We start from the raw sequence: 15,428 nt of genomic DNA, 5'->3' as shown, positions 1-15,428 counted from the left end.
CCCGGCCCGCCCTCCCCGTCGGGGCTCAGGACGGCCAGGAGCTCTCGATGTTGGCCAGCGCGTCGGCGCTGGACTCACCCGAGATCCAGTTGGTCATCTCGCTCCAGAAGGAGCCGGCACCCACGGCACCGGGCATCTGGTCGCTGCCGTCGAAGCGGAAGACCGCCTCGGGGTCCTGCAGGATCTCGACCGACAGCTGGTCGATCGGGGTCGTGAGGTTGGCGGGGTCGAGGCCGCTGTTGGCGCTCACCCAGCCGCCGTCGGGGGTGGCCTTGGCCTTCTCGTTGGCCCACACGTCGGAGGCGAGGTAGGTCTGGAAGGCCTGCACCTCGGCGCGGTCGTCGAAGGCCGCCACGAACTCGCCGCCGCCCAGGACCGGCTGACCGAACTCGTCGCTCACGGTCGGGAGGTAGAAGGCGAAGATGTCGCCGTCCTCGGAGATGTCGGTGCCCTTGGGCCACTGGGCCGCGTAGAAGGACGCCTGGCGGTGCATGGCGCACTCGCCCTTGAGGATCGGCAGGCCGCCCTCCTGGAAGGAGGTGGTGGCGATGGACTCGACGTTGCCGATGCCGCCGTTGACGTACTTCTCGTCCTTCAGGACCGCGCCGACGCGGTCGAGCGCGGCCTGCACCTGGGCGTCGTCGAAGGGGATCTCGTGGTTGACCCACTGGTCGTAGACGTCGGGGCCGACCTCGCGGAGCATCGCGTCCTCGAGCCAGTCGGTGAGCACCCAGCCGGTGGCCTCGCCGGACTCGATGCCGGCGCACCACGGCTTCACGCCCGAGGCGGCGATGGTGTCGCTGAGCGCGGTCATCTCGTCCCAGGTGGTGGGCACCTCCCAGCCGTTCTCGGCGAAGGCCTGGGGGGAGTACCAGACGAAGGACTTCACGTTCGCACCGAGCGGGGCGGCGTAGAAGGTGCCGTCGACGGTGCCGTAGGTCTTCCAGTCGGGGCTGAAGAACTCGTCGACGTTGTCCTCGACCGACTGCGGCGCGGCCTTGACGTAGCCGGCGTCGACGAGCGACTTCAGCAGACCGGGCTGCGGGATGTAGGCGATGTCGGGCAGGTTGCCGGCCTGGGCGCGGACCTGCAGCTGGGCCTCGAACTCCTGGGAGCCCTCGTAGTTCACGGTGGCGCCGGTGCAGTCCTCGAAGACCTTGTACGAGGCCTTCTGGGCGGCGTCCTCGGGGGCGACGATCGAGGTGTAGACGCTGACCGAGCGGCCGGTGAGGTCACCGAACTGCTCGAGGTCGGCGCACTCCGCCTTGCCGGCGCCGGGGGCCGTGCCGCCGGCGGTGGCGGGCTCGGTGGTGCTGTCGTCCTCGGCGCAGCCGGCGAGGCCGAGGCCGGCGACCGCGATGGCCGCCAGGCTGGCGGCGAGGCGGCGCGGGAAGGGGGTGTTCATCCGACGGATTCCTCTCGTGGGGCGCGGCGACGGGTGGGGGTCGGATCCGGGCCGTGGGGCCCGGCCGGCCGGGGGGCGGGTCGCCGCCAGGGGGTGGTGAGTGACGTGTGTCACGAGATTGAAAACGTTTGCAGTAGGGTTCGTCAAGACCCGACGAGCACGACTTTCTCGGCGACCTCCCGCGGGAGGTCCCGTCATTGACCGCGCTCGGAGTCGCCGCCTAGAGTCCCGCCCACGGCTCCTGCTGTGAGATGGATCACGACTCGCCCGCGGCGGCGACGGGACGCCCCTTTCCGGTCCGACCGCTCGGCGGACCGTCGCCCTCACACACGGATCGTCGGCACGTTCCTGCCGGTGAAGGAGAAGTCATGGTCAACGTCACGTTCGAGCAGGCCCAGCGCTGGTACCCCGGCGCCGACTCGCCCGCCGTCCCCGGGATCGATCTGGAGATCCGGGACGGCGAGTTCATGGTGCTCGTGGGTCCCTCCGGCTGCGGGAAGTCCACGACCCTGCGCATGCTGGCCGGATTGGAGGAGGTGACCTCGGGCCGCATCCTCATCGGCGAGCGCGACATCACCCACCTGCCGCCCAAGGACCGCGACATCGCGATGGTCTTCCAGAACTACGCCCTCTACCCGCACATGACGGTCGGGGAGAACATGGGCTTCGCGCTGAAGATGGCCAAGGTGGCCGACGCCGAGCGCAAGGAGCGGGTGGCCGAGGCCGCGCGCATCCTGGGCCTCACCGAGTACCTCGACCGCAAGCCCAAGGCGCTCTCCGGCGGTCAGCGCCAGCGCGTCGCGATGGGGCGCGCGATCGTGCGCCAGCCCCAGGTGTTCTGCATGGACGAGCCGCTGTCGAACCTCGACGCCAAGATGCGCGTGCAGACCCGCACCGACATCGCCCGGCTCCAGGCCGACCTCGGCGTCACCACCGTCTACGTCACCCACGACCAGGTCGAGGCGATGACCATGGGCGACCGGGTGGCGGTCATGAAGGACGGTGTGCTGCAGCAGGTCGACACGCCGCTGGCCCTCTACGACCGCCCGGTCAACCTCTTCGTGGCCGGCTTCATCGGCTCCCCCCAGATGAACCTCCTGGCCGCCACCGCCGCAGACGGCCAGGCCCGCATCGGGCAGTACCTGGTGCCGGTCGACCCCGCCGCCGCCTCGCGCATGAAGGGCGCGATCACCGTCGGCGTGCGTCCCGAGGCGTGGCGCGTGGTGTCCGCCGAGGAGGGCGGACTGCCCGTGCGGGTCACGGTGGTCGAGGAGCTGGGCGCCGACAACTTCGTCTACGGCACCAGCGACGTCGAAGGCACCCCGTCCAACGTCATCATCCGGCTGCCCGGTCGCGACGCCGTGCGCAAGGGGGACACCGTGCACGTGACCACCGACCCTGCGAACGTCCACGTGTTCGACACCGAGACCGGGGCGCGGCTCAGCGACTGACGGCTCCCGTCGCCCGGTCCCGCACCACGGGGATCGGGCGACGGCGTCGCGTCGTCCTCAGGCGCAGAAGGTCCGCCGGGCCAGGCGCGCCACGGGGTCGGCGGCGTCGTCGCGGCAGGGCTGGGCGTCGGAGCGGCCCGCGCCGTAGGTGGTGAACCGTCCGGTGCGCTGCACGTCGGCGCCGTCCACGCACGCGGTGTAGCGGAAGGTGCCGCTCAGCGTGCGGTAGCCGCGGTACCACACGACGGTGCCGGCGCGCCGGAACCGCTTCGTGCCGGGCACCGACACCGACTCCTGGGCGTCGGTGGTGCGCCCGACCCGCGCGCGGAAGCGCCCGGTGCCGCCGTCGGCGCGGTAGGCGGCCATCACCGAGGCGAACAGCTCCGCGGGGGCCAGCACGCTGTCGGGCGCGTGCAGCACGCGGGCGCGCAGGGTGCGGGAGAGGCCCGGGTCGGAGGAGGAGTAGCCGGTCACCCGGCTCGGCCCCGGGTAGGTCTCGGTGGCTGCCAGGGTGATCACCGGCGCGGTCGAGGTGCGCAGGATCTCGGTGGCCGCCCGGTCCGTGCAGGCGCGCCGGGGCTGCCCCGATGCCGGCGAGGTGGTGGCGATCCCGGTGCTCGGACGGGCGCCGGGCACGGCGGCCCCGGCCGTGGCGCCGGAACCGACGGCGCCGAGCGTCAGCGACGTCGCGGCGGTGGTGGCCACGAGCAGGGCGACGGCGGCACGGCGCGCGAGGAGCGTGCGGAGGGTCATGCGGGCTCCCGAGGGATCAACCGACCGGGTGTCGGCGCTGCGCGAGGTCCTTCCGCGGCCGGGTCGCCCCGAAACCCGCGGTGCGTCGGCGTCAGGCCCGGACGCGGTCGGCGTTGCGCCGCAGCGCCGTCACGAAGGAGGGCCACAGCGCGGCGGGGAGGTCGTGGCCCATGCCGTCGATGAGCAGCAGGTCGGCCCCCGGGATCGCGGCCGAGGTGGCGCGCCCGCCCGAGACGTGCACCATCGGGTCGGCCAGACCGTGGATCACCACCGTCGGCACCGTGACCGAGCGCAGCCGCGGGGTGCGGTCGGGCTGGGTGAGCACCGCCAGCATCTGACGGCCCACGCCGGACAGCGACACCCCGCGGTCGTAGGTCTCCCCGGCGCGACGCTCGAGCTCCTCGCGTGTCATCGGGTAGGCGGGGGAGCCGATCAGCTGCCAGGTGCGCACGCTGCCGCGGATGTAGCCGTCGCGGCCCGCGCGCCCGTTGAGCAGGGTCGGGAACAGCTTGGGGTGCTGCCACCCGACGCTGCGCCGCCCGGTGCTGGACATGATGCTGCCGAGCGAGCGCACCCGGGTGGGGTGCTCGACGGCCAGGGTCTGGGAGATCATGCCGCCCATCGAGATGCCGGCCACGTGGGCGGACTCGATCCCGAGGTGGTCGAGCAGCCCGACGGCGTCGGCGGCGAGGTCGCTGATGCTGTACGGCGCCCGGATCGGCGCGCCGACGAAGGCCCGCACGAGCGCCGAGCGGGTGACCCGGCCCCGGGCGCGGCTGGAGCGACCGGTGTCGCGGTTGTCGTAGCGGATGACGAAGAACCCCGCGCGGGCCAGGGCCTCGCAGAAGGCGGGATCCCACCAGGTCATCGGCCCGCCGAGACCCATGACGAGCAGTAGCGGCTCGTCGTCGGGGGAGCCGAAGGTCTGGTAGCACAGGTCCATGCCGCCCGAGAGGGGGGCGAAGAGTTCCTCCGAGACCACGACCGGGGCCGGCTCGGCGGAGCTCGCGGTGGGGCGGGAGCGTCGCGTCGGCATACCGCCAGTCTCCCGTATCGCACGCGGCCCGCGGCTTCACCTGCGAGGACAGAGTTGAATCTTGCACGAAACCTGCGCGCGGATCTCCTGCGACGTCGGTTCACCTGGCCGTAACCTGCGTCACATGACCGACAGCCCGCTCGCGCCGTTCCTGCTCCCCGACGGCTTCGCCCGCCCGCACTTCGGGGCCGTGCTGCGCGAGGCCAGCGTCGTGCCGGAGATCACCCGCTACGCCGTGCGGGCCCGCGAGGAGCGACGCCTCGTGCGCTCGCGCCCGGTCGTGGAGCGCCGGCCCGTGCGCGAGACGACCCCGGTCGTGCTGGTGCCCGGCTTCCTGGCCGGTGACGGCACCCTGATGCTGATGAGCCGCACCCTGCGGGCCCGCGGCTACCGCACGTACCGGTCCCACATCCACGCCAACGTCGGGTGCACCCTCAACGCCGCGGCCCAGCTGGAGTCGCGGCTCGAGGCGATCGTGCACCGGCGCGGCACCCGCGCCCACGTCGTCGGCCACAGCCTGGGCGGCATGATCGCCCGCGGCCTGGCGGTGCGCCGGCCCGACCTGGTCGCGAGCATCGTCACCCTCGGCAGCCCCATGCTCGCCCCCGCCGCCCACCACGTCGCCCTGTCGTGGGGGGTCGAGGGCCTGGTGCGGCTGAGCCGTGCAGGGGTGCCCGGGGTGATGTCCCAGGAGTGCGTCGCCGGGTCCTGCGCCCGCCAGAGCTTCGACGAGAGCCGACAGCCGCTGCCCGACGACGTCGCCTTCACCGCCGTCTACTCCCAGCGCGACGGCATCGTCGACTGGCGCGCCTGCGTCGACCCCGTCGCCCACCCCGTGGAGGTCACCGCCTCCCACGTCGGCATGGCCGTCGACCCGCGCGTCATCGACGTCGTCGGCGCCGCGCTGCGCCGCCACGAGGAGCGCGCCGTCGAGCTGCCCCGCCGCGCCACCGCCTGAGGTCGCCGTCCCCCGTTGCAACGAGCGAAATGTGCAGGGCCCCCGGGTCCTCGAGGACTCGGGGCGTGCACATTTCGCTAGTTGCAACGTTCCCCCGGCGACCACGGCGGCGCGGGGAGGGTCAGTCCTCGTGCACGATGTCGATCGTCACCGTGGCGGCGGGTGAGGTGTCGCCGACGACGTGGGCGTCGATGCGCAGCCGGCCGGGCACCGCGGCGATGGTCTCCCACAGCAGGGCGACCGTCACGAAGGCCCGGGGGCCGTCGGTGGGCAGGGTGCGCACCGGCAGGTCGCGGAACTCGACCACGCCGTCGGGTCGGTGGAAGACCAGCCTCAGGGCGACCTCGGTGTCGGGTTCGGCCTCGTCGTAGCCCAGCACGACCGGCTGTCCCCAGGTGGGTCCGGGGTCGGTGCTCGGGGCGCTGATGCCGCCCGCGAACATGCCGCGCACGTCCAGCAGGCCCTCGTCGTCGACGCCGACCCGCTGGGCGAACGCCAGGTGGGTGATCCGCACGGCCGGGAGGCCTGCGCCCTCAGTTGCCGCCGAAGTCGATGGCCGAGAACGAGCGCAGCTTCTCCAGCCGGTGCTCGGAGGTGATCGAGCGGATCGTGCCGCTGCGCGAGCGCATGACCAGCGAGTGGGTGGTGGTGTAGCCGGAGCTGTAGCGCACGCCCTTCATCAGCTCGCCGTCGGTGATGCCGGTGGCCACGAAGAAGCAGTCGTCGCCGGTGACCAGCTGGTCGGTGGTGAGCACCGCGTCGAGGTCGTGGCCGGCGTCGAGGGCGCGCTGCTTCTCGTCGTCGTCCTGCGGCCACAGCCGGCCGTGGATGACGCCGTCCATGCACTTGAGGGCGCACGCGGCGATGATGCCCTCGGGCGTGCCGCCGATGCCGAGCATGAGGTCGACGCCGGTGTCGGGGCGGGCGGCCATGATGGCGCCGGCGACGTCGCCGTCGGAGATGAACTTGATCCGGGCGCCGGTGGCGCGGATGTCGTCGACCAGCTGCTGGTGGCGCGGGCGGTCGAGCAGGACGACGGTGACGTCGGCCGGCTTCTTGTGCTTCGCCTTGGCCACCAGGGCGATGTTCTCGGCCACGGGGTAGCGCAGGTCCACCAGGTCGGCGGCCTCGGGGCCGGTGACGAGCTTCTCCATGTAGAACACCGCGGAGGGGTCGTACATCGAGCCGCGCGGGGAGACCGCGAGCACCGAGATGGCGTTGTTCATGCCCTTGGCGGTCAGCGTGGTGCCGTCGATGGGGTCGACCGCGACGTCGCACTCGGGGCCGGTGCCGTCGCCGACCTCCTCGCCGTTGTAGAGCATCGGGGCGTTGTCCTTCTCGCCCTCACCGATCACGACGGTGCCGCGCATGCCGATGGTGGAGATCATCACGCGCATCGCGTTGACCGCGACGCCGTCGGCGCCGTTCTTGTCGCCCCAGCCGACCCAGCGGCCGGCGGCCATGGCCGCCGCCTCGGTGACCCGCACCAGCTCCAGGGCCAGGTTGCGGTCCGGCGCCTGCGGAGACGGGGTGAGCTCGGGCGGCAGCGGGGATGACGTCATGGCCGGATGCTACCGGCTGGTCATGTCAGCCAGATCAACACCAGCACGCCCGCGAACACCGCCGGCGGCGTGGCCACCAGGGAGACCCGGTGCAGGGCGCGGGCGGACTCCGGGACCCCGAGGCCGGCCAGGGTGCGCTGCCAGAGCAGGTTGGCCAGGGAGCCGGAGACCAGCAGTCCGGCGCCGGCGTTGAGGCCGATCAGGGCCGCGAGCACGGCGGTGTCGCCCAGCGGCGCCACCAGCGGGACGAGCAGCAGCGTGGCCGAGAGGTTGGTGAGCAGGCAGGCCAGGACGGTCGCCAGGGCGGCGATCCCGAGGGCGGCGAGGAACCGTGCGGCGTCGTCGTCGCCCAGGGTGGTGGGCACCAGGCGGGCGGTCGCGCGTCCCAGCGGTCCCTGCGCCACGAGGGCGACCACCAGTCCGAGCGCCAGCACGACCAGGGCGAAGGACGGCTGGGCGGCGGCCACGGTCTCGCCGGGGGTGAGCAGGCCGCGGTGGCGGGCCCACAGGGCCAGCACGAGGGCGGCGACGCCGGCCACCCAGGCGGGATCGACGCCGAGCGGGCCGGTGACGACGAAGCCGAGGAGCATCGCGGCCACCCCCAGGCTCGGCACGGGGGGCCACGGCGCGTCCTCGCGCACCGTCCCGGGTGCGGGCCCCGCCGTGACGACGGCGGGGCGCGCGAACTCCGCCCGCAGGCACCACCGCAGCGCGACGTACTCCACCGCCAGGATCGCGGCAGTGACCGGGGCCGTGATCGCGGCGAAGGTGCCGAAGTCGCGCAGGCCGGGGGAGAGGAAGGGCAGGGCGAGCAGGGTGGTGAGGTTCGACACCGGCAGCAGCAGGGAGCCGGAGTTCGCCAGCCGCAGGCAGGCGTACACCGCGGGGCGGTGGGAACGCCCGGCGGCGCGGGTGGCGGCCAGCACCACCGGGGTGAGCAGCACGACGGTGGCGTCCAGGCTCAGCACCGCCGTCACGACGCCGGCCAGGGCGAACGCGACGCCGAACTGCCGCACCGCGCCCCGACGTCCACCCCGGCTGCTGCGGACCCACCGGCCGGCGGCGACGAAGAGGCCGGAGCGGTCGGCGACGGTGGCGACCACGAGGATGGCCACCAGGAAGGCCACCACCGGGCCGAGACGCTCCAGGGTGTCGGCGACCAGGGCACCCGGCAGCAGCCCCAGGGCGAGGGCGGCCGCGCCGGTCGCCACCGCCGCCTCCACCCGGCGCCCGGGCGGGCGCACGGCGACCGTGAGCAGCGCCGCCAGGAGCAGACCGGCGAGCGTGTCGGTGGCGGCGGTCGAGACCCCGCCCAGGGGGATACCCACGACCTGGGACGATAGGGGAGTGAGTCAGGGCAGCCCCGGTCGGTACCAGCGCACCTTCCCCGGTCTGATCGCCTCGATGGTGGTCATCGTGGGCCTCGTGCTGGGCTTCGTCGTCTACACCGGGCTCTTCCGCGATCCCGAGACCCTCGGCCGCCCGGAGGGGGTCGAGTACCTCCCGACCGTGCGCGACCTCCAGGCCGGCGGGCTGACCGTCGTCTATCCCGGTTCGCTGCCGCCGGGCTGGGACGTCACGCTCGTCTCCCTCGACCGCGAGGTGCCCGAGGGCGACGCGCCGCGGATCGAGATCAACCTGTTCACCCCCGACGACCGCTTCGTCGGCATCCGGCAGAGCCAGGACACCGTCGCCGACCTGGTGAGCCTGAACATCGACGAGAACGCCTCCTCCGAGGACGGGTTGTCGGGCGTCGGGTCGGTGGCCGCGACCTGGGAGGGGTGGGCCGACGACGGCGGCGACCACGGGTTCAGCACCGTGCTGACCGCCCTGCCCGGGGTCACCGGCGACACCTCCGTGCTGGTGTACGGCCGCGAGGACCCGGCCACGCTGCAGCAGCTGGTCGCGCTGCTCACCACCGACCCGGTGCCCGCCGCGGGCTGAGGCCGCCGGCCCCGACGTCGGGGGTCAGTCGTCGTCCGCGGCCGCGCCGGTGACGGCGTCGAGGCGCTCCTGGGCGCCGTCGAGCAGGGCCTGGCAGCGGGTGGCCAGCGCCTCGCCGCGCTCCCAGAGCGCCAGCGACTCCTCCAGGGTGCTGCCGCCGGTCTCGAGGCGCCGCACGACGTCGAGCAGCTCCTCACGCGCCTGCTCGTAGGTGAGGGCGTCCAGGGCGGTGCTGGGCTCGGTGTCGGGCTCGGTGTCGGGCTCGTGGTCGCTCATGCGGAGTCCTCCTGCGGCGGGGTGAGGGGTTCGAGGGCGGTGACGTCGGCGTGCACACGGCCGTCGGCCACGCGCACCCGCACCGGGGCGCCGGCGGCGAGGGCGGAGACCGAGGTGACGACGACGCCGTCGGCGTCCTGCAGCACTGCGTACCCGCGCTCGAGGGTGGCCAGGGGCGAGAGGGCGCGCACGCGGGCCCGCTGGTGGCCGACGTCGTCGTGGGCGCGGTCGAGGCGGTGCTGCAGGCTGCGGCGCATCCGGTCGCGCAGGGCCGCGACCTCCTCGGCGCGCCGCCCGAGCAGGGTGGCGGGGTCGGCGAGGACCGGGCGGCTGCGCAGGGCCGCGAGGCCCGTGCGCTCGCGGGCCAGGGTGCCGTGCACGAGGGAGCGCAGGCGCAGCCGGGCGGCGCGGACGTGGTCGCGCTCGGCGGCGACGTCGGGCACCACGAGCTTGGCGGCGTCGGTGGGGGTGGAGGCGCGCACGTCGGCGACGAGGTCGAGCAGCGGCTGGTCGGGTTCGTGGCCGATGGCCGAGACCACCGGGGTGCGGGCCGCGGCCACCGCGCGCACCAGGCCCTCGTCGGAGAACGGCAGCAGGTCCTCGACGCTGCCGCCGCCGCGCGCGATCACGATCACCTCCACCTCGGGGTCGGCGTCGAGTCGCTCGAGGGCGCCGATCACCTCGCCCGCGGCGCGGGGGCCCTGCACGGTGGCGTGGGCGACCCGGAAGGTGACCCCCGGCCAGCGGCGTCGTGCGTTCTCCAGCACGTCGCGCTCGGCGGCCGAGCGGGGGGCCGTGACCAGCCCGACCACGCCGGGCAGGAAGGGCAGCGAGCGCTTGCGGGCACGGTCGAAGAGACCCTCGGCGGCCAGCAGCTGCCGGCGTCGCTCCAGCTGGGCCAGCAGCTCGCCCAGGCCGACCAGGCGGATGTCGCGCGCCACCAGCGAGAGCGTGCCGCGCGTGGCGTAGTAGGACGGCTTGGCGTGCACGACCACCCGCGCCCCCTCCACCAGCGGCGGGTTGAGGGAGTCGACGAGGGCGCGCGGGGCGGTGACGCTGAGCGAGAGGTCGGCCACCGGGTCGCGCAGCGTCAGGAACACCGTGGCCAGCCCGGGGCGCCGGTTGAGCTGGGCGATCTGCCCCTCCACCCACACCGCCCCCAGCCGGTCGATCCACCCGGCCAGCGCGTTGGCGACCGTGCGGACCGGAGCGGGGTTCTCCAGCGAGGTCTCCAGGGCCACCCGCGCAGGCTAGCGACCCCCACCGACGATCCGGCGCGCGGCGCCCGGCGGTCAGCGCGCCCGGGTGGGCGTCGGCGGGTCGAGAAAACGTCAGGTACCTGACGAATGGCACCTCGCGGGGCCCGACATGCGCCGTTCGTCGCACACATCGTCAGGTACCTGACGATGTGTCGAGGGGCCGCACGCGAACCCCGGACCCGGGTCAGCGGCCCCAGGCCTGCTCGAGCGCCGCCTGGGTCTGGGGGAGGGTGAGGCCGGCGCGGCGGGCGTGGGCCACCAGGGACGCGACGTCGTCGGCGATCGCCTCGACGCCGGGACCGTCCTGCGGTGCTCGGACGACGGTGCCATGGCGCCCGCGGGTCTCGACGACGCCGTCGGCCTCGAGCTCCTTGTAGGCCCGGGCCACGGTGCCGGCGGCGAGGCCGAGGTCGGCGGCGAGGGCGCGCACGGCGGGCAGCCGGGTGCCGGCGGGGAGCTCGCCGGCCGCGACCCGCGCGGCGATCTGGGCGCGCAGCTGCTCGAACGGCGCGACGTCGCTGGCGGGGTCGGGTGGACGGAGCGTCACGAGCGGGCAGACTACTGCCCGTGGACAGCACCCCGGTCGAGGCGAGCCCGTCGGCGCCCTACGCCCTCGTGGTCGGCGAGAGCCTGGTCGACGTCGTGACCACCCGCGCCGGCACCGTCGAGCACCCCGGCGGCAGCGCGGCCAACGTGGCGGTGGCCCTGGCGCGGCTCGGACGGCCGGTCCGGTTCGCGACGTCGTTCGCCGACGACGACCGCGGCCGTGCGGTGGCCACCCACCTCGACCGCGCCGGCGTCGTGCTCGCCACCGATCCGCACGTGGTGGCCCGCACCTCCAGCGCCCAGGCCACGATCGGTCCCGACGGTGCGGCCAGCTACGTCTTCGACCTCGACTGGCGTCTGGGCCCCGTCACGGCCGTCGAGGACGAGACCCCGCGTGTGGTGCACGTCTGCTCGCTCGGTGCCGTGCTCGCGCCCGGGGCCGCCGACGTGCAGGCCCTGTTGGATCGGCTCGCGGCCGGCACCGCCCCGTTCGTGTCCTACGACGTCAACGCCCGCCCCGCGATCACCGGCACCGGCGCCGACGTCGTGGCGGCCGTGGAGGACGTCGCCCGCCGTGCGCATCTGGTCAAGGCCAGCGACGAGGACCTCGAGGGTCTCTACCCCGAGCTCGGCGTGGACGCCGCCGCCCGCCACCTGCTGACCCTCGGGCCCGCGGCGGTGGTGGTGACCCGCGGCGGCGACGGCGCCAGCTGGTTCGCCGACGCCGACCGCACCGACATCCCCGGGGTGCCCACGACGGTCGTCGACACGATCGGGGCCGGCGACACCTTCTCCGCCGGACTGCTCGACGCGCTGTGGGACCACGTCGGCGCGCGCCCCGGAGCCGGGCTCGCGGACGTCGACGTGGCGGCGGTGATGGGCCACGCCGCCCGCGCCGCGGCCGTCACGGTCTCGCGTCCGGGCGCCGACCCGCCGACGCGCGCCGAGCTCGACGCGCGCTGACGCGCCTCGGCGCTGCCCGGCTCAGCCGCGGGCGAGGTAGGCGTGCACGAGCGGCACGACCGAGGCGCCCTCGCCGGAGGCGGAGGCGACCCGCTTCATCGAGCCCGAGCGGATGTCGCCCACGGCGAAGACCCCCGGGGCGCTCGTGGCGAGGTTGGCGGGCGGGACGCCGTCGTCCCACTGCTCGCACGGCACGTCGCGGCCGGTGAGCACGAAGCCGCGCTCGTCGCGGCTGACCGCCTCGGGCACCCAGTCGCAGTGCGGCGCGGCGCCGAGCAGGAGGAACAGGCCCTGCACGGCGACCCGGTCGCGGGCCCCGCTGGTGACGTCCTCGACGGTGACCCACTCCAGACGGCCGTCGCCACCGCCGTCGACCACCCGGCCGTGGGTGCGCACGGTGACGCGGGGGTTGAAGGCGATCTCGTGGATCAGGTAGTCCGACATCGTCTCGGCCAGGGAGTCGCGGCGCACCAGGATCGTGACCGAGTCGGCGAAGCGGGCCAGGTGGAGTGCGGCCTGGCCGGCGGAGTTCCCGCCGCCGACCACGATCACGTGGGCGCCCTCGAGCTCGCGGGCCGCGCTCATGGCCGAGCCGTAGTGGACCCCCAGGCCGACCAACGACTCCAGCGCCTCGACGCCGAGCTTGCGGTAGGCCACGCCGGTGGCGATGACGACCGAGCGGGCGCGCACGTCGCCGCCGTCGGTGTGCAGGACGTGCACGGGACCGCTGCCGTCGGCGGCGTCCTCGACGCTGGTGGCGGTGACCTCCCAGCCGGTGAAGAAGCGGGTGCCGAAGCGCAGCGCCTGGTTGCGGGCGCGCTGGGCCAGCCGCATGCCGGAGATGCCGCGGGGGAAGCCGAGGTAGTTGCGGATCATCGAGCTGGTGCCGGCCTGGCCGCCGATGGCCTCCGACTCCAGCACGACGGTGGACAGGCCCTCGCTGGCGCCGTACACCGCCGCAGCCAGGCCCGCCGGTCCGGCGCCGACGACGGCGAGGTCGACGACCTCGCTGACGTCGATCTGCGACGGCGCGCCGTAGAAGACCGCCGCGACCTCGCGCACCGAGGAGGGGCTGAGCAGGTCGCCGCGCGCGGTGAGCACCAGCGGCAGGGCGGGCGGGCTGCCGTGCTCGGCCGCGAACGAGGCGATCAGCTCCTCACCCTCGGGGCTGTCGGGGGCGTAGACCCGCGCGGGCATGCCCATCCGCTCGGCGTACTCGCGGATCTCGCTGGTCAGGCGCACGCCGGGGCCGGAGACGATCTTGAGCGAGACGACCTCGGGGGCCACCGCGGTGGCGCCCCAGTCGGCCAGCAGCTCGGTGATGGCGCCGTGGAACTCCTCGTCGCGCACCCCGCGCGGCATGAGCAGGTAGGCGTCGTACTTGCCCTTGGCGAGCCCGGGGCGCAGCTCGACGGCCTGGTCGAGGAAGCGCTCGAAGTGCGCGGCGATGACCCGGCGGGCGGTGGGTGCGACCGAGCGCCAGTCGCTGAACGCCTCCAGCGGGTGGGCGTCGGGCAGGTCGCCGTCCTGGACGATGAGGGCGATGGGCACCCCGCCGGTGCGGGCCTGCTGCAGCAGCGTGAGCGCGCCGGCGGAGCTGGTGGCGCTGCGCACGTCGTAGTCACGGTCGTAGCGCGAGAACTCGTCGCGCAGGAAGTCGGCGTGCTGGCCGGAGACGACCAGGATCAAGGGGGAGACCACGCGCTCGAGCCTACGGGGACGGCGGGCCCCGCGGGAGGTCCGCGCCGCGGCGCTGGCATCATCATCCGGTGCGGCTGCGCCTCGACCTCGCCTACGACGGCACCGACTTCCACGGGTGGGCCGCCCAGCCGGCGCTGCGCACCGTGCAGGGCGAGCTGCAGGCGGCCCTGGCCACGGTGCTGCGCGCACCCGCCCCCGTGCCGGTCGTGTGCGCGGGCCGTACCGACGCCGGGGTGCACGCGCGGGGCCAGGTGGTGCACACCGACGTGCCGGCGGACCTCCCGCGCGCGCCCGACCCCGACAACCCCGACGACGTCGCCCGGCTGGCCCGCCGGCTCAACGGCGTGCTGCCGGCCGACGTGCGGGTGCGCGGCGTGCGGGTCGCTCCGCCCGGCTTCGACGCCCGGTTCGGGGCGCTGTGGCGCCGTTACGCCTACCGGGTGGCCGACGACCCCGCCACGCTCGACCCGCTGGCGCGCCGGCACGTGCTCGCCTGGGGCCGCCCCCTGGACCTGGCCGCCATGAACGCCGCCGCGGCCCTGCTCGTGGGGCGCCACGACTTCGCGAGCTTCTGCAAGCAGCGCGAGGGCGCCACCACCATCCGCACGCTGCTGACCTTCGGCTGGGAGCGCGACGCGGCGGGCCACGCGGTGGGCACCGTCGTGGCCGACGCGTTCTGCCACTCCATGGTGCGCGCGCTCGTGGGCTGCCTGCTGGCCGTGGGTGAGGGCCGCCGGGACCCCGACTGGGCCGCGCAGATCCTGGCCGGCCGACGTCGCGACGCCGCCGTCGCCGTGGTGCACGCCCACGGGCTGACCCTGGAGGAGGTCGCCTACCCGCCCGACGACGAGCTCGCCGCCCGGGCCGACCAGACCCGCGCCAAGCGGCGGGAGGAGGAGCTGTGAGCCACCCGGAGGACGCTGAGGACGCCGGGGACGGCGTCGAGCAGGAGCACTACTTCACCGCCGACCCGTCGGTGGCCTTCCAGCGCTCGCCCATCGAGGTCGAGGTGTGGGGGGAGCGGTTGGGTCTGCAGACCGGCTCCGGGGTCTTCGCCCAGGGCCGGCTCGACGTCGGCACCGCGGTGCTGCTGCGCGAGACCGACCCGCCCGCCGACCTGCCCCCCGGGGCGACCGTGCTCGACCTCGGGTGCGGCTACGGCGTGCTCGCGGTGGCGCTGGCGCGCACGACGTCGGCCCGCGTCGTCGCGGTGGACGTGAACGAGCGGGCGCTGCTGCTGGCGCGCGAGAACGCCGCCGCGGCGGGGGTCGGGGAGCGCGTGGACGCCCGTCGTCCCGAGGAGGTCGACCCCGAGCTGCGGTACGACGAGATCTGGTCGAACCCGCCGATCCGGATCGGCAAGGCCGCGCTGCACGACCTGCTGCTCACCTGGCTGCCGCGGCTGGCCCCCGGTGGGCGCGCGGTGCTCGTGGTGGGCAAGAACCTCGGCGCCGACTCCCTGCAGCGCTGGCTCGGCGAGCAGGGGTTCCCGGCGGTCCGTCTCGCCAGCGCCAAGGGGTTCCGGGTGCTCGAGGTCCGCCGGGCCTGACGAACCCCGCCGTGCGCCGTGGACC

Annotated in this window: 16 protein-coding genes; 6 read left to right on the top strand and 10 right to left on the bottom strand. The window is 74.7% G+C overall.

Annotated elements, in window-relative coordinates; all coding sequences use genetic code 11:
- Positions 1-25 precede the first annotated feature (25 nt).
- Positions 26-1,405, bottom strand: coding sequence for an ABC transporter substrate-binding protein (locus ACERUJ_RS12690; protein ID WP_370248935.1), 1,380 nt, complete (start codon positions 1,403-1,405; stop codon positions 26-28).
- Between the two features lie 368 nt (positions 1,406-1,773).
- Between ACERUJ_RS12690 and ACERUJ_RS12685 the strand changes: the two genes are divergently transcribed.
- A complete protein-coding gene (locus tag ACERUJ_RS12685) occupies positions 1,774-2,856 on the top strand; it encodes an ABC transporter ATP-binding protein (RefSeq protein ID WP_370248933.1) in 1,083 nt (360 codons plus the stop codon).
- Positions 2,857-2,913: 57 nt separating this feature from the next.
- Here ACERUJ_RS12685 and ACERUJ_RS12680 read toward each other — a convergent pair whose 3' ends face one another.
- Together ACERUJ_RS12680 and ACERUJ_RS12675 are read right to left on the bottom strand one after the other, a co-directional pair.
- Positions 2,914-3,609: a hypothetical protein gene (locus ACERUJ_RS12680; protein WP_370248932.1), complete on the bottom strand. Its 696-nt coding sequence runs from the start codon at positions 3,607-3,609 to the stop codon at positions 2,914-2,916.
- A 91-nt stretch (positions 3,610-3,700) separates the two neighbouring features.
- The gene (locus tag ACERUJ_RS12675; protein WP_370248931.1) at positions 3,701-4,645 is read right to left on the bottom strand and encodes an alpha/beta fold hydrolase; all 945 of its coding nucleotides are present in this window, start codon (positions 4,643-4,645) and stop codon (positions 3,701-3,703) included.
- A 124-nt stretch (positions 4,646-4,769) separates the two neighbouring features.
- Here ACERUJ_RS12675 and ACERUJ_RS12670 point away from each other — a divergent pair, with 124 nt between their 5' ends.
- Entirely contained in the window at positions 4,770-5,603 is an 834-nt protein-coding gene (locus ACERUJ_RS12670; RefSeq protein WP_370248930.1) for an esterase/lipase family protein, read from the top strand.
- A gap of 121 nt (positions 5,604-5,724) precedes the next feature.
- On the opposite strand, the gene ACERUJ_RS12665 is transcribed toward ACERUJ_RS12670, so the two are convergent.
- From ACERUJ_RS12665 to ACERUJ_RS12655, 3 genes are read right to left on the bottom strand one after another with little or no spacing between them, the layout of a single operon-like run.
- Positions 5,725-6,117, bottom strand: a complete 393-nt coding sequence (locus tag ACERUJ_RS12665) for a hypothetical protein (RefSeq protein WP_370248928.1) — start codon at positions 6,115-6,117, stop codon at positions 5,725-5,727.
- Positions 6,118-6,136: 19 nt separating this feature from the next.
- Positions 6,137-7,165: a class II fructose-bisphosphatase gene (gene glpX, locus ACERUJ_RS12660; RefSeq protein WP_370248927.1), complete on the bottom strand. Its 1,029-nt coding sequence runs from the start codon at positions 7,163-7,165 to the stop codon at positions 6,137-6,139.
- 20 nt (positions 7,166-7,185) lie between these two features.
- Positions 7,186-8,493 carry an SLC13 family permease gene (locus ACERUJ_RS12655; RefSeq protein WP_370248926.1) on the bottom strand — a complete coding sequence of 436 codons (1,308 nt, stop codon included), beginning with the start codon at positions 8,491-8,493 and terminating at the stop codon, positions 7,186-7,188.
- A 19-nt stretch (positions 8,494-8,512) separates the two neighbouring features.
- On the opposite strand from ACERUJ_RS12655, the gene ACERUJ_RS12650 reads away from it, so the two are divergent.
- Positions 8,513-9,109: a DUF4245 family protein gene (locus ACERUJ_RS12650; RefSeq protein WP_370248925.1), complete on the top strand. Its 597-nt coding sequence runs from the start codon at positions 8,513-8,515 to the stop codon at positions 9,107-9,109.
- 24 nt (positions 9,110-9,133) lie between these two features.
- Here ACERUJ_RS12650 and ACERUJ_RS12645 read toward each other — a convergent pair whose 3' ends face one another.
- The 3 genes from ACERUJ_RS12645 to ACERUJ_RS12635 all read right to left on the bottom strand — a co-directional run bounded on the left by ACERUJ_RS12645 (position 9,134) and on the right by ACERUJ_RS12635 (position 11,191).
- Entirely contained in the window at positions 9,134-9,385 is a 252-nt protein-coding gene (locus tag ACERUJ_RS12645; RefSeq protein ID WP_370248924.1) for an exodeoxyribonuclease VII small subunit, read from the bottom strand.
- The gene (gene xseA, locus ACERUJ_RS12640) at positions 9,382-10,626 is read right to left on the bottom strand and encodes an exodeoxyribonuclease VII large subunit (protein ID WP_370248923.1); all 1,245 of its coding nucleotides are present in this window, start codon (positions 10,624-10,626) and stop codon (positions 9,382-9,384) included. The genes ACERUJ_RS12645 and xseA overlap by 4 nt, the downstream gene beginning before the upstream one ends.
- A 202-nt stretch (positions 10,627-10,828) precedes the next feature.
- Entirely contained in the window at positions 10,829-11,191 is a 363-nt protein-coding gene (locus tag ACERUJ_RS12635; RefSeq protein ID WP_370248922.1) for a GntR family transcriptional regulator, read from the bottom strand.
- A gap of 20 nt (positions 11,192-11,211) precedes the next feature.
- Here ACERUJ_RS12635 and ACERUJ_RS12630 point away from each other — a divergent pair, with 20 nt between their 5' ends.
- Positions 11,212-12,153: a PfkB family carbohydrate kinase gene (locus tag ACERUJ_RS12630; RefSeq protein WP_370248921.1), complete on the top strand. Its 942-nt coding sequence runs from the start codon at positions 11,212-11,214 to the stop codon at positions 12,151-12,153.
- A 21-nt stretch (positions 12,154-12,174) separates the two neighbouring features.
- Here the strand turns inward: ACERUJ_RS12630 and ACERUJ_RS12625 are convergent, their stop codons facing one another.
- Complete coding sequence (locus ACERUJ_RS12625) at positions 12,175-13,854, bottom strand: FAD-dependent oxidoreductase (protein ID WP_370248920.1); 1,680 nt, start codon at positions 13,852-13,854, stop codon at positions 12,175-12,177.
- Between the two features lie 68 nt (positions 13,855-13,922).
- Here ACERUJ_RS12625 and truA point away from each other — a divergent pair, with 68 nt between their 5' ends.
- Positions 13,923-14,759 (top strand): tRNA pseudouridine(38-40) synthase TruA, encoded by an 837-nt coding sequence (truA, locus tag ACERUJ_RS12620; RefSeq protein WP_370248919.1) that lies wholly within the window; start codon positions 13,923-13,925, stop codon positions 14,757-14,759.
- Entirely contained in the window at positions 14,756-15,403 is a 648-nt protein-coding gene (locus ACERUJ_RS12615; RefSeq protein ID WP_370248917.1) for a class I SAM-dependent methyltransferase, read from the top strand. Before truA ends, ACERUJ_RS12615 begins: the two co-directional genes overlap by 4 nt.
- Positions 15,404-15,428 lie beyond the last annotated feature (25 nt).

Source organism: Nocardioides sp. (assembly GCF_964228225.1).
In the GTDB taxonomy this organism is placed as follows: domain Bacteria; phylum Actinomycetota; class Actinomycetes; order Propionibacteriales; family Nocardioidaceae; genus Nocardioides.
Note: the sequence above shows the minus strand (reverse complement) of the source record. Positions and strands in the feature narration are given on the sequence as shown.